Source organism: Desulfobaculum sp. SPO524 (genome assembly GCF_044987625.1).
In the GTDB taxonomy this organism is placed as follows: domain Bacteria; phylum Desulfobacterota; class Desulfovibrionia; order Desulfovibrionales; family Desulfovibrionaceae; genus Desulfobaculum.
In genome coordinates, this window is sequence record NZ_JBJDSB010000001.1 from 90957 (window position 1) to 104338 (window position 13382).

Annotated in this window: 11 protein-coding genes; 2 read left to right on the forward strand and 9 right to left on the reverse strand. The window is 58.6% G+C overall.

Annotation, left to right across the window (positions count from 1 at the left end; all coding sequences use genetic code 11):
- Positions 1-68 precede the first annotated feature (68 nt).
- Positions 69-1073: a hypothetical protein gene (locus ACI3L3_RS00430; protein WP_404843122.1), complete on the forward strand. Its 1005-nt coding sequence runs from the start codon at positions 69-71 to the stop codon at positions 1071-1073.
- 393 nt (positions 1074-1466) lie between these two features.
- Here ACI3L3_RS00430 and ACI3L3_RS00435 read toward each other — a convergent pair whose 3' ends face one another.
- The 4 genes from ACI3L3_RS00435 to cbiB all read right to left on the reverse strand — a co-directional run bounded on the left by ACI3L3_RS00435 (position 1467) and on the right by cbiB (position 6504).
- The gene (locus ACI3L3_RS00435) at positions 1467-3191 is read right to left on the reverse strand and encodes a bifunctional sulfate adenylyltransferase/adenylylsulfate kinase (protein ID WP_404843123.1); all 1725 of its coding nucleotides are present in this window, start codon (positions 3189-3191) and stop codon (positions 1467-1469) included.
- Between the two features lie 25 nt (positions 3192-3216).
- Complete coding sequence (locus ACI3L3_RS00440; RefSeq protein WP_404843124.1) at positions 3217-4623, reverse strand: UTP--glucose-1-phosphate uridylyltransferase; 1407 nt, start codon at positions 4621-4623, stop codon at positions 3217-3219.
- A 450-nt stretch (positions 4624-5073) separates the two neighbouring features.
- Positions 5074-5403: a hypothetical protein gene (locus ACI3L3_RS00445; protein WP_404843125.1), complete on the reverse strand. Its 330-nt coding sequence runs from the start codon at positions 5401-5403 to the stop codon at positions 5074-5076.
- 141 nt (positions 5404-5544) lie between these two features.
- Positions 5545-6504, reverse strand: a complete 960-nt coding sequence (gene cbiB, locus ACI3L3_RS00450; protein WP_404843126.1) for an adenosylcobinamide-phosphate synthase CbiB — start codon at positions 6502-6504, stop codon at positions 5545-5547.
- 186 nt (positions 6505-6690) lie between these two features.
- Between cbiB and ACI3L3_RS00455 the strand changes: the two genes are divergently transcribed.
- Positions 6691-7677 (forward strand): TAXI family TRAP transporter solute-binding subunit, encoded by a 987-nt coding sequence (locus tag ACI3L3_RS00455; protein WP_404843127.1) that lies wholly within the window; start codon positions 6691-6693, stop codon positions 7675-7677.
- 91 nt (positions 7678-7768) lie between these two features.
- On the opposite strand, the gene ACI3L3_RS00460 is transcribed toward ACI3L3_RS00455, so the two are convergent.
- The 5 genes from ACI3L3_RS00460 to ACI3L3_RS00480 form a co-directional block, all read right to left on the reverse strand.
- Positions 7769-8227, reverse strand: a complete 459-nt coding sequence (locus tag ACI3L3_RS00460) for a tRNA (cytidine(34)-2'-O)-methyltransferase (RefSeq protein ID WP_404843128.1) — start codon at positions 8225-8227, stop codon at positions 7769-7771.
- Positions 8228-8233: 6 nt separating this feature from the next.
- Positions 8234-8848, reverse strand: coding sequence for a hypothetical protein (locus tag ACI3L3_RS00465; RefSeq protein WP_404843129.1), 615 nt, complete (start codon positions 8846-8848; stop codon positions 8234-8236).
- 307 nt (positions 8849-9155) lie between these two features.
- Positions 9156-10559: an MATE family efflux transporter gene (locus ACI3L3_RS00470; protein WP_404843130.1), complete on the reverse strand. Its 1404-nt coding sequence runs from the start codon at positions 10557-10559 to the stop codon at positions 9156-9158.
- Positions 10560-10691: 132 nt separating this feature from the next.
- Positions 10692-11960 carry an aromatic amino acid transport family protein gene (locus ACI3L3_RS00475; protein WP_404843131.1) on the reverse strand — a complete coding sequence of 423 codons (1269 nt, stop codon included), beginning with the start codon at positions 11958-11960 and terminating at the stop codon, positions 10692-10694.
- A 10-nt stretch (positions 11961-11970) separates the two neighbouring features.
- Positions 11971-13314, reverse strand: coding sequence for a branched-chain amino acid transport system II carrier protein (locus ACI3L3_RS00480; protein ID WP_404843132.1), 1344 nt, complete (start codon positions 13312-13314; stop codon positions 11971-11973).
- Between the last annotated feature and the right edge of the window lie 68 nt (positions 13315-13382).

Genomic DNA, 13382 nt, shown 5'->3' on the forward strand with positions numbered 1-13382 from the left:
TGCCTCGACGACATCGACAAAAAAAGATACACAATCTTTTCAGGCTGTTAACATCAAGGAGTTCCTGCATGGGTGCCCCACCTCCCCTTTCGGATCAGGTTACTTGGACTCGCGTTGCGCTTGCTTTGGGCGCGGTGGTCTATTTTGGCGCGTGTTACGGGGCGCTCTTTGTTCCTGTGCTGCGGCGCTATTTTCTCTATGTCACCCCAGGCCTCACATTATGCTTTCTGCTTCTGACGGTCTTCCTGCGCCAGGCAAACGCCCGAAAAGCCGGTGAACTTGCCAAGCGATACGACGAAATAGGGGGAGCGGAGCACAGTGAGAACGACGCCCTTCCTGCGTGGCTTCATCCGCAGCAGGACGCCTTTCTCGCCTTTTCCGTCGGGGCAACCACCGCGTTGTTCTTTTCCATCGATATCGAAGTCATGCTTATCACAATGCGCGACGGGCACATGGTGGCCCCCTTTGATAGCCTCCCGGATTTTTCACTTCTTCTCTACTTCCTCCCGCTGTTCGCCTTCATATCCAAGGCAACACCGCCCCTTCTCGCGCCCTGCGCGCGCCGCTTACGCAGCAGAGGATTTCGTCTTGGCCGAGCCATCATCGTTGCGTCCATTGCCGCTCAGGGTATGACAGCCATTTTTTCGGCGTATTTGCCTACGTTTTCAATCATGGTCAGCATCAGCGGGGCGACGTGCGTGGCCTTGTGCGGTGTGCTTTTCCTCAGCGCCCGGTGGAGTCGCGCCGCTTCCATTCCAACGCAAGTCGCTCCCGGAACCCCCATAATCACCGTCCTCGGCACCGAAATGGACCTCCACCGCACCCGCACCCTGTGCATTGCGGGCATCGCCTTCAGCCTCCTCCACATCGGCCTTGCGTCCCTCTCCCTCATCCACGGCACAAGCTTCAGCCCCCTCATTGGCACCACAGTATGCATCTTGGGACTCAGCGGCATCGTCCTGCACAACAACGCTCATCCTGTGTCGGTCTATGCCAGCGCAAAACTTCTGCCAAATAGTCACCGCCACAGGGGGCCAGCCCAACAGGAGAATCGCGAAGAAGCCCCGGTATAGGCTAAAATTCCCCTTGCCAAAGCTGGCAGGTGTCTTATGTAGAAAGCGGGGGAGGGAAACGCTGATGCAGCGCTCGCGCCGAGTCAGGACAGCTTCCCTCCCAGTTCACCAGCACAGCCCCCACACTGCACCAACCCGTTCCTTCTCCCGTATTTCCTCCGGCTCCTTACCCTCTGGCCGCCTCTTTCATACGCCACGGCGCGACTCGCTTTCGCCAGTGTTCCGAAGCCCGCGATCCGCCACCTCTCCCGCGGCTGGATGCTCCCGGGCGGAGCACCCCGGAACGACATCGCGCAGGAGCCTCACGCGCCGCCCTCCCCCCTTTTTTGCAACGCAAAGCCCCCGCCTGCATGACAGACGGGGGCTTTGCGTTTCGGGGCAATATGGCTGGGGCTAGACGATATACCCCTGCACGGCAAGGTAGCGCAGCACCTCGTGCGCTGCTTCCTTGGGCGTGCGTTCGGTGGTGTCTATTGCAAGGTCGGGCTTCACCGGCGGCTCGTAGGGCGCATCAATACCCGTCACCCCGGCAATACGCCCGGCCCGCGCTTTGGCGTACAGTCCTTTGCGGTCGCGCTGCTCGCACACGGCCAACGGCGTGGACATATAGACCTCCACAAAACCGCCGTACTGCCGCACCAAACGCCGCGCCGCCTGCCGCGACTCCTCATAGGGCGCGATGGGCGCGCATAGGGCGATGCCACGGTTTTTGGTGATTTCACTCGCCACGTAGCCAATGCGGGTCACGTTCAGGTTGCGGTGCTCGCGGGAAAACGTCAGTTCGCTGGACAAATTGCGGCGGACGATGTCGCCATCAAGCAGCGTGACCGGGCGGCCATTCATTTCCAGGAATTTATGCAGCAGCACCTTGGCAAGGGTGGATTTGCCCGCGCCGGACAGCCCGGTGATGAAAATCGTAAAGCCCTGCTTGTGTCGAGGCGGGTGGGCCTTGCGCAGTTCCTCCACCACCTCGGGAAACAGGAACCACTCCGGAATTTCCAGCCCGTGTTCAAGCCGCCGCCACAACTCGCGCGAGGAAATTTCCCTCACGCGCATGTCCTCGGTGACGGCGTCCAGCGGCACGTATTCTCCCCTGCCCTCCACGAAGCACCGGGGGCGCTCTGCAAGGGGCGTCACTCCCGCCTCCTCGGCGTAGCGCTGCACAAGCTCCATCGCAGCGTCGTCCCCACCACGTTGAGGGCGCAGGCCGCCCTCCGCACAGGCGTCATCCTGCCCCTGCTCCTGCCCCTGCAACAGCACGTGCGTACAGCCATAGTTGCCGCGAATCTGCGCCTGCCACAGAGCCTCGCGCGGGCCCGCGCCGCGCCCGGCATACGGGAGCAACGCCAAGGCCGCCATATTTCGCGGAAAGCGCTCCAAGAATTTTCGGTAACTGCGGATAAGCGGGAAGATCTCGGCGCGTCGGTCCCGGCCGGGACTGACATCGAGCATAATGAAAATATTGGCTTCGGCCTCGCGGGCCGCGGCGAGCATCATGTCATGGTGGGCGCAATGCGGCCATGACGCCATCTGAAAGCCCACCACGCGCCGCCACCCACGCTGGGCAAAGGCGCGGTGCACATCGGCGGGAGAAAGTCGCAGTTCGGGGAAATCGTAATGCTGGGGCAGGTGCAGTCCTTCCACACGCCCGCCCACATACCACTCGCCTACCTCGTTATACAGGCGGCGAACCCCGTCATGGGCGGCGGGGTCATCCGTGCCGTACAGCGCGCGGGCTTCGCGGGCCTTGTCCGGCTTCCACACGTCCTGCACGTGCAACACCGCCAGCATAAACCCCTCGCTGTCACGTAGGGCCAGCGGCAAACCGGGCCGCAGCGATTGCGCGACGGCTTCCGGTACATCAAGGCACACCGGCATGGCCCAAAGCGCCCCATCGGCCAAACGCATATCGTCCAGCACCCGCTCATAGTCCTCCCGCCCGAGGTAACCCTCCAGCGGATAGAACGCCCTCGTGAGCAAAAGCTCCAAATCGCACAGCTGACGCCGCCCCAAGTCGACCGAGGCAAACCCCACGGCTTCGCGCCGCAGGACGTCAATGCGCCTTGGGTGCACAAGCAGACTCTCGGAATACGGCGTCATGGGCGGTGCGGGATGCATACCTCCTCCCTTGGGCGCGGGACAATCAGCGGAACACGGACGCGGCCCCCTCTGCACGAATACGTACGTCGCCCTCCAGGGCAACATCGGCGGCAAACGTCACGTCGCCGCACACATCCAGCGATGAGCAATCCATCAGCGACGGAACCCCTTCCGGGAACCGGCACAGAAAATCATCAATGCATTTGTAGTAGTCACCGTCCAAAGACACCTGCGGCAAGTCCTCGGCACGCTCCTCACGCGGGACAAGGGCGTAGTCGTCGCGCAATTCGTAGCAATCGGACATAACGGTCATCAGGTCGGCGGTGGTCTTAACGGGGGAGAAGCGGCGGCGGGGCACCTCCACGGCGGCGGCATCGGCAAAGCACGATATGGCCGCGCCCATGGCGGTCTCCAGCTGAATGACGCGCGGCGAAGAGGCATCGCGTGGGTCAAGGGTCTTCTCGTTGCGGATAAGAGACAGCGGCACCATCCCCTCTTCCAGAATCACCTGCCGCACGGCGGCAAGGTCCAGCCAGATGGAGTTGGTGTTGAAATAGCTGTGCCGGCTTACATCCTGAAATGCCTGACGGTCGGCCTCCGGGCACTGGGCAATCTCGCGCAGGGCCAAACGGCCATCCTTTAAGCGCGCCAAATGTCCGCCCTTGCGGTCCGTCTCCTGCCTGCGGGCCACTTCCATCACGAAAGGCAGGCCTTCCTTGACCATATAGCCAAGCAGAGACGGATCAAACAGCGCGCCAAGGTTATCCACATTGGAAACAAAGGCGTACCGGATGCCGGAATCCAAAAGCTGGGGCAAAATGTGCGAGGTAATAAGCGCTGTATAAATATCGCCGTGCCCCGGCGGATTCCACTCAAGGGAGCGGTTCTCCGGACAATCGGCAGGTTCCAGCGTGTCCGCCAGCACCTTGGGGAATTTGTTCTGCACAAAGGTCAGCGGAATGCCGCAACTGCCGTTGGTGCAATCGCGCGTGGCAGTGAGGGTATCCTGATGGGTCCGGAAGCTATCCATGAACAGCAGCGGCACCGGCACATTATAGCGGGTGCGCAGGGCGTCCACCTGCGCCAACGTGAGTTGCAAAAAGGACATCCCATCGCGCACGGGGATAAGCGACTTAGCCTTCTCCAGCCCCATGCTGGTCCCAAGGCCGCCATTCAGCTTGATGATGGCCACCTTGCCCAGATGGTCCATCCCGTGCCGGGTATACCCATCCAGACTGCCATAGCGCGCCAGTTCGTCACCAGCCAGTGGCGTAATGTCCGACTCAGCCAGTGAACCGGGGTCGCCGTCCAAAAGCCGCGCGTACAGCGACTTGAAAACATTGAGGACCATGGGGTGCTGCCCCGCCTCTTCCATCCGCTCCGCAAAGGGGCGGAACCTGCTATGCAAATCGTTGCCCGAATAAGCGAGCAAATCCCGTAAAGCGTTCATGCCGTCTCCCTGTCCGGTTGCCGGGGTCCGCGCCCGGAGCGACCAGACATTCCGTCCGGGTTTTCTCCATCCCGCGGCGGTACTGCCGCGCTGTGCCCCGCGTTCGGGGCGGCCTGCCAGCGCCTTGACCTCGCCACAAAATCCCTGCCATTTCGGCAGAATAGCGGCATACTTCGCCGCCTTGCGTAGGACAAAGGCATCACATCTTACCGCACTCTGCTGGCTTGCGCCACACCGGCCGTATTTTTCCTGTGGGCCCCTGTCACCCGGACGAAAGTGCCCACATGAGCGTACGGATGCACTGAATGTACCCGGACGCGACAAAAGCCCCCGCGCCCACCGCGTTTGGGGCGCAGAACCGATGTGTTTCGCAAAGGATTTGGGGAATATAGAAAAAACGGAAAAAACGCAAAAAAAAACGCGCCGCAAACTCTGCGGCGCGTTGAAGCGTCAGTGGATGTTGCTGGTGAACATCATATTGGCATAGAGGCTTTTATAAAAATCGTTCACCCGTTCGGCCAGCTCCATACGGGCGGCCTCGGCCTCGTCCTCGGTCTCGAAGAAGGAAGCCAAGTCGCGGGCGACACCGTCTCCGCTGTCACCAACGGGCTGATCCAGGTGCACTCGGAAGTAATACTGTTCCTTCTCGTAGGGACGCGCCGGGTCGGGAAAGGTCTTCTCCACCCAGCCTATGGCCTTAATATGGGCGATGGGAACAAGAAACCCCTCTATAAACACTAAGTAGTCGAATTCAGGATATTCATCCAGCTCTGAATGCATGGCTCATACTCCAATCTTTTTTCAGGGGATTCCCTGCCGCTCTTCCGGCCGGGTGGCGACACTGCGGCCAGAACCGAACGGTCTATACGCATTCCGCCCGAAGGGCAACACCCCTGCGGCCCAAAGGCCCTCCTGCCCCGCCTAGACGAGGCAGTGCGTCAGCCCCAAGACGCCAAGCACCAACGCAGCGCACGCCAGCCCCGAGAGCAGCACCAGCCGCATCAGGCGCTCCGTGGCCTCGGTATCCCAGTCCAAGCGCTTAGGGCCAAGCTGGGGCTTATGCTTGAGCTGACCAAAATAGATGGCCGGGCCGCCCATGGACGCCCCTATAAGCCACGCCGCAGCGGCCATAGGCCACCCCGCATTGGGGCTGGAGCTTTTCCCGGCGTCTGCGGCAATGCGCGCCCACACGCCTTTGGTCCGCGCGCCCATGCACCACGCAACCAGTACCATCACCACGGCTGTCAGCCGCGCAGGCGCCCATGCCAAAACATCGTCAAGACGCGCCGCCGCCCAGCCAAACTGGCGATAGCGCGGCGTCATATACCCCCACATGGAGTCCAGCGTGCTCACGGCCTTGTACACCCACAGCGCCACAGGACCGCCAAGGGCCAAATAGAAAAACGGCGCAACAAAGCCGTCGTTGAGATTTTCGCTCAGGGTCTCGGCAAGGCCGGAGCGCACTTCCGCCTCGCTCAGGTGGGCGGTGTCACGGCTGACCAGCATGGACAGCGCCTTTCGCGCGCCGTCCAGGTCGCCGCCGTCCATCAGTCGCGCAACGCTGCGCGCCTCGCGCAGGAGCTGCCCAAGGGCCAGCCCTGCATACGCAAGGTACAGCCCCACCGCCATGCCGATGACGGGCAGATGAATCAGTCCCCACACCGCGGCGCCACTGCCCCCTGCAAGGATGCATACGCCAAGCACGCCCTTCAGGCGCATGGCGCCGGTGGTGCGGCGTGCGGCCTCCTCCAGGCGGGCCGCAACCCAGCCAAGCAGGCACACCGGATGCGGCAGACGGTGCGGGTCGCCAATCAGCACATCCGCAAGAACGGCAACCACGGGCAGAAAGAGAGCCACAAGGAAATCCTGATGTACGATCATATCATCCCACCGTATGCAAACTCGTCAGTTATGTAATGATGCGCTGCCCACGCCTGGCGGAGACGTCCATGCGACGTGCCGCCCGCCGCTCCGGTTATAAAGTCGTCACAAAGCCTTGACGGTTCTCACCGCCTGCGTGGTATGCTGGCGTGGTGTGCTCAAACCTGTATTCAGGAGCAGTCGGTCATGAAAGGTGGCATCTGGCGCGCAGCGCGCTGTCTTGCGGCCCTTGCCGTCGTCGCCTGTTTGGCGGCGTCCCCGGCTTTGGCCAAAAAATCATACATTGCCTTTGGCGGCGGCCCTGTCGGCGGCACGTTCAACTACTTTGCCAACGCCATGGCCAACCACATTTCGCAGACCTATGACGATCTGGAAATCACGCCGGAAGGGTCCGGCGGTTCGGCGTCCAACCTCAAGCGCCTGCACAAGGGGCACATTGAATTCGGCATCGTCTACTCCGGCGACGCGTACCTTGGCCGACACGGACGGCTGCCGCAGGATACCACCCGCTACGACAACGCCCGCGCTGTGGCCTACCTTTACGGCGCGCCCGCGCACCTTGTGGTGCGCAAGGACAGCGGCATAACCGCCGCCACGGACCTTGTGGGCAAACGCGTCGGCATCGGCAACGCCGGGTCCGGCGCCGCAGCCGCCGCGGAGCGCTTTTTCCGTCACATCGGCATCTGGGACAAAATTAAGCGCCTTAATATGGGCTATTCCGCCGCCGCTACGGCCTTCAGCGCGAAAAAAATCGACGCCTTTTGGGTGCTGGCCGGCGAGCCAAACGCCTCCGTCATCGAGGCATCGGCCCGCAGCCCCATCGCCCTTGTGGACTTGCACAAAACCGCAGTTGCCACAGGATTTTACGACGTCTACCCGTTTTACACCCCTATTCAAATCCCCGGCGGCACCTACAGAAATCTTGATTCGCCGGTGAAGAGCTTTCAGGATGCGGCCTACTGGTGCGCCAATGCCCGCGTCTCCAACCACATCGTCCACCGCGCGCTGTCCAGCATCTTTTCCGCAGCGGGGCTGCGTTATATGACGTCCGTCAACCAAACTGCCAAAGCCATGAACATCGTGGACGGCCTCAAAGGCCTCTCCATCCCCATCCATCCCGGCGCCGCGCGCTTCTGGGAAGAACAGGGACTGAACATCCCCACGCCGCCCTAACCCGCACCGCCCGGCCCAATTGGACCAAACGCCTCCGCATCAAGACAGATGTGGAGGCGTCTTCATTGGCGCGGCATACCGCCGCGCGGCGTTATCCAACAGGAAGAGTCTGCGTCTGGCGCATCGCCTCATACAAGACGATGCCCGCCGATGTGGACAAATTCAGGCTACGCACCTTGCCCCGCCGGATAGGAAGGGTGATGCACTGCCCTATGTCGTCAATAACCTCCACGGGCAGCCCCCGCGTCTCCGGGCCAAGGACGAGCATGTCCGCCGCGGTGTACGAAAAGCGGTCGTAGCGCTCGCCCTGCTTGGAGCTGGTGCACACCAGCCGCTTGCCCTCCGCCGCCGCAAGCAGCGACGACCAGTCCGGGTGGACGGTCACATCCACGTGCGGCCAGTAGTCCAGCCCGGCACGCTTGAGGTAACGGTCCTCCAGGCTGAAACCCAGCGGCTCCACAAGGTGCAGGCGTGTTCCGGTGGCGGCGCACAGCCGCGCGATGTTGCCTGTATTAGGCGGTATTTCCGGTTCGTAAAGAACAATTTCCATGCAATGTCACCCCTCGCCGAATACGGCTGTATGCCGTGTACTGGCATTTCCGCCCCGGCGCAAGCCTTCATATGTCGCCCGGATGACAGATGCAGGACACTCAAAAAGGGGCATGTCGCAGACCTTTGCAGGGTCATGGCGCTGCCGGAGCAGGTGCAGGTGCGCGCACCTCGCCCACCCCGCGCCGTCGCGGTACACGGTCAGCCGAAACCCCATATTTTCATAAAAGGCATTGCGAAGCGGGGTATCCTGCCGCGCAATAAGATTCAGCGAGCGCACATGAGCATCGCCGCATCCATGGGCAACGCCAAAGCACACCAAGCGGCACAGCAAATAGGTCCCAAGCCCCTTGCCCCGCAAACACGGCGGCAACAAAAACTCCCGCCCAAAACACGCCTTGTCCCGGTGCACTGCCAGCTCAAAGCCCTTGGCCCGCACCCGCTGCACACAAACGCGGCCACCAGCCACCCCGCACAGCACCAACGGCGTCACCGCCACACGGCATCCATCCTCCGTTGGCCCGCCGCTGGTCCGCATAAACAACCACTCCCGAACAGAGCCGTCATCACAGACGAACCCCGCCACATGCACCCCGGCATTCTCCAGCCATTTCGAACGCATGCGCGCCTCCTTGTCGGCAGTAAGCATTACCCACCACAGCGACAAGCGCAACGCAAACACAAAGAAAGATCCTCCCCAGCCTCCCTCTCCAATTCTAAAGTGGGGGGGGCAACTCAACGCCTAACAACATCCCCAAGCCCCCGCTTCACGAAACAATGCGGTAAGCGCCCGAGTAGGAAAAGTGGCCCAGCCCTGCTATGACGCGCACACGGAAAAGGGGCCGGATACATTCATCCCGCCCCTTGAGCCCGGGATCCGGGCCGAGACAATTCTTGACAGCGTATAATCACAGAAAACGGAAGTCCATTTACCCCGCGACGCTGACAGGCTCTGTGCTTGGCTCCCGAAAAGCCCAAAACGTATTGCGGACGCGATGTGCAAGAAGCAAACTGACTATAAAGAGCGTAATGGTCAGCGCCAGCCACCAGCCACGTATGCCAAGCACATCAGCGGAAAGGCCCAAGCCCCATGGCAGTGGCATTCCCGACAGCACGTATCCGACAGGAATGCAGACCAGCCAATACACGACAGCGGTAAGCATGAAAGGAATTTTGGTATCCCCCACCCCTCGCAGTATACCATTAAGGCACACCTGAATGGAGTCCGCTAATTGGAAAAACGCACCAAAACGCAAGGCCGAAGCAGCCAACAGCACAACAGCCATATCCGTTGAGAACATTCGCGCAAGTGGCAATGACGCAACAAGCATAAGCACGGTAAACGCCCCGCCTATAAGCACGCTCAGAGTCATAATCCCCTTAATAGCTGTACGCGCCTGTTCATGATGACTTTCGCCCCACAGATTTCCAACCCGGATGGATGAAGCCATAGAAAGAGCCGCTGGTGTAGCAAAAAACAACATCATGCAACTAAAAGCCACCTGATGTGCTGCGACGGCTGTCACCGTCGTCGTACTAATAAAGATAGTAATGACAGACGCCACGAGATATTCAGACGTTATGCCAAAAGCGATAGGAAGGCCCAGGGTAAAAAACTGTTTGATAATCTTGAAGTTTATCCGCTGGAAATGGCGCATAAACCGGACTTCAACAAAATTCTTCGACAGCGCAATATACCCTGTGAGCAACACAAAAAGTATTACCATAGATATAGCTGTGGCGAGGCCGCACCCCTGTATGCCAAGGGCAGGCGCACCAAGTTTGCCAAACATCAACGCATAGTTCAGCACAGCATTACAAAATACGATGATCACAGCCATAACCGTGACAGGGAACACAACATTTTGCCCCTCACAGAAAAATCGCAGGCTCACGGCCATCGCACCCAGCGGAAAGCCCCAAGCTACAGCCCAAATGTACGCTCGGGAGGCCTGCATAAGCGACGCATCTGCGCCATACCACGTGGCATATTGAGAAAGCCCGATAATAATGCATGAAGCCACGACCCCCAGGATGCCGCCCATCCAAAGTCCCTGGTGTCCCAAATCGACAGCGCCTTGCTTATCGCCCGCTCCATGACGCTGAGCCACAAGAATGAGCACACTGATAAGCAGACCAATCACAAACATGTAGACAGGCATCCAGATCGCCACGCCCACAGCCACGCCTCCAAGGTCGGTTGTTCCTAGGCGTGCGGCCATTGCCGTGTCGATAATTCCGTTGGCAATTTGCGCATATTGTGAAATCAACAACGGCCCAAATATCTTAAAAATATCAGGAGCTTCCTGCCGCAAAGCTTTCAAGTAAGACATCACATTCTCCAGCAAAAAGTTAAACGGCCATCGGAGGTCCGAAGATCTGAAGAAACGTATCTGTCTTTACAGCCGAATACTGCTCCATTTGGCAGGAAATATGTACAAAAGGGGCCGCCAAAGCCGCACGGACTACCACGCGGAAGGAATCAGCCCCGCTACAGACAAAGCGGCGTATGCGCCGCTCCCCCAATAAAGAAGGAGAATTATGACCTGAACGGGCCGGCAGGCATACCAACCGCACTGCCATGCCAAACGCTTTGGATTCGTCTTGCGGGCTCGGTTCAACATAAACACAGGCAATGTTGCGATTAACACACCTCCAAATGTCCCGGCAAAGTAGAGGGCATCAACAAAACCAGCAGCATTCGTATATGCAATGAAAAAAGGAGGGAGACACACCAAGCCGAGAACCGCAACGCGCTTGATGGGAACTGTGTCATTTCCAATTTTGAAGTGGTCAAAAATATTGCTTAAAAAACTGCCGCCAAGACCTAAATACGACGACAGCATTGCCAACAATGCAAAAACGTTGGCGGTATAATATGCCCATGGACCAAGTGTACTTCCCCAAGTGATGGTTGCCACCTGACTCAAATTCTTTACCCCCACCAAACTGATCGCAGCCGCCGGTACCACGGCCAGCACAATAAACGTACTTGCAATTCCGATAATAATAGCCGGCGCAAGCCGGCAGGGCGTTTCCTTGTTGCCACGGGCAATTTCAGGAACCATATACTGTGCGGAGAAGCAAAAGACCGCGATATTAAAAATCGGGAGCATATTCGGCCAGTTGGCGTCCCACAAGTTGTGTACGGTTGCATCGTCATGGACAACAGTCGCTACAATTAAAACGGCAATAAGCACGACCATATAGCCGCTCACCATGGTCATGCCCTTGCCGACAGCCTTAAGCCCCAAATACAAAATGGTCACGGCGGGTATAAAAAAAAGCAGACTCCCCAGTGGCCCCGTAAGGCCTACGGAACCGAAAAATGTCTTCATAATTTCACCGCTGCCAGCCATATATGCCGTCAGCGCGCCATAACTGTTGGCCGCCCCCCCCGCAAAGAGCAGCCATGCGCCAAGCTTGCCCATATGGCGATTGGCCAGCCCGCTTAGCTGATGATTTCCTTCGGTCCGCAGGCAAATTTCGGCCACATACAGCATCGAAATACACGTAAAGACACCAGCCACAGCAAGCCACAACAACAGGGGCAAATACCCCGCCTGCCGCGCGGCATAGGCCAACCCCAGTACGCCTGCCCCAATGTTGGTTCCAAGAATGATCCCGATGCCTTCCGCAAATGTCAGTTTATGTACGGAGAGGCCGGAATCGCGCACCGCGAAGTCCTTGCCGTCCAAAACCGTATCCGTATACGTCCGTGCCTGAGTCGGCATAGCGGTGCTCCTATGTTACCGGGGCTTTTTCATGAGTACGGACACGTAGGGCCTCATGGGTCTGCCCAACTACCCAGCCAGCCACCGTCGGCAAGGCAAACGCAAGGCCATATTCATAGCCGGGCACTTGAGCAAGGAGCAGGCTCAAATCTTGACTGCCGAACAGCTTTAGGTATTCCGCACCAGCATCCACGGCGCCCCATAAGGCCGCCGCATAGCATGCAGCTCTCAAACCGCCCCGATATCGGTTGAACAGCGCGTAGCATAAGGCAAGTGCAATGCAAGGCGGGTAAATGAACTGCAACAGCGGTGTCGCCCATGTAAAAATGGCCTCAAAGCCCGCGCAGCTCACAAGAAAGGAGACGACAAAACACAACAGTGACGCTGTCTTATAGGTAATTTTCCCCTGCGCGGCCTCCTCGATAAACGAGGCCGTCCCAGCAAGCAGTCCGATGGCGGTGGTCAGACAGGCCATAATCAAATACACATTAAAAACAGCGCCTCCCACCATGCCCAACTGCCTCATGGCAAGTGTAGCTGACAGCTTGGCATAGCTAAGATCAGGGAAAACACCACTGGCGGTACTGCCCCTGTACATCTCGCCAAACTGCGCGCAGGACATAATCAAAAAACCCAAAAGCCCAGCTACAGCTAAAGCCCTGTTGATGGACCGCTCGTCGTTGTTTAACCGCTTTTGCAAATCACAAATGATAAAGCCAGAGAACATTATGGCGCAAATCAGGTCCATGGTCTGATAGCCGTTCAGAAACCCATATCCTAGAGGATTCAGGGTATAGTTTGGCGCGACGGGTGCCCCCAATGGCTCAAAAATGGAAACAGAAATAATAATGATTTCCATTAGGAGGAAAATAGGAACAAGTATTTTCCCCACCCGATTGATGATGGCCCCCTTCTGATAAAAAAACCATAGCGTTACACCATAGAAGACAAGCATATAGACGATGGACAACGCGAAGGTGTTCCCTCCGGGGTCCATAGCCAAAAGGCTGCTGAGCCCGTCCCACGACGCGGCGCTCATGCGGGGCACGGCAAAAAGCGGCCCCAATGCCAACACCGTTATCCCGCCATATATCAAACTAAATTTATGGCCTACGCTTCGCGTCAGCCCATAAAAGGTTGCCTTTCCTTTGCTGACAGCAAGATACCCCATCCATGGCAATACTATCCCTGAGAGAAAAAAACCCGCGAATGCGACGGTAAAGCTGGCCCCGGAATCCCGCCCCCAAGTCGTTGGCCAAAGCATCGAAGCAGCACCAAAATGCAAAGAAAATATCGTGACCGAGACCAAAAGCAGTCCGCGGAAAGACAAAGTGGAGTATCGAGTCTTGCCCATCGTACCTCCGCCATATCTGGCGATATATTAAGGTTGGCGCAAAAGCGTTTCCTAAATGCCGTCAGCTC

Coding starts and splice junctions, on each gene's coding strand:
- ACI3L3_RS00430 (WP_404843122.1), top strand. CDS start 69: ATGGGTGCCCCACCTCCCCTTTCGGATCAGGTTACTTGGACTCGCGTT.
- ACI3L3_RS00435 (WP_404843123.1), bottom strand. CDS start 3,191: ATGCATCCCGCACCGCCCATGACGCCGTATTCCGAGAGTCTGCTTGTG.
- ACI3L3_RS00440 (WP_404843124.1), bottom strand. CDS start 4,623: ATGAACGCTTTACGGGATTTGCTCGCTTATTCGGGCAACGATTTGCAT.
- ACI3L3_RS00445 (WP_404843125.1), bottom strand. CDS start 5,403: ATGCATTCAGAGCTGGATGAATATCCTGAATTCGACTACTTAGTGTTT.
- cbiB (WP_404843126.1), bottom strand. CDS start 6,504: ATGATCGTACATCAGGATTTCCTTGTGGCTCTCTTTCTGCCCGTGGTT.
- ACI3L3_RS00455 (WP_404843127.1), top strand. CDS start 6,691: ATGAAAGGTGGCATCTGGCGCGCAGCGCGCTGTCTTGCGGCCCTTGCC.
- ACI3L3_RS00460 (WP_404843128.1), bottom strand. CDS start 8,227: ATGGAAATTGTTCTTTACGAACCGGAAATACCGCCTAATACAGGCAAC.
- ACI3L3_RS00465 (WP_404843129.1), bottom strand. CDS start 8,848: ATGCGTTCGAAATGGCTGGAGAATGCCGGGGTGCATGTGGCGGGGTTC.
- ACI3L3_RS00470 (WP_404843130.1), bottom strand. CDS start 10,559: ATGTCTTACTTGAAAGCTTTGCGGCAGGAAGCTCCTGATATTTTTAAG.
- ACI3L3_RS00475 (WP_404843131.1), bottom strand. CDS start 11,960: ATGCCGACTCAGGCACGGACGTATACGGATACGGTTTTGGACGGCAAG.
- ACI3L3_RS00480 (WP_404843132.1), bottom strand. CDS start 13,314: ATGGGCAAGACTCGATACTCCACTTTGTCTTTCCGCGGACTGCTTTTG.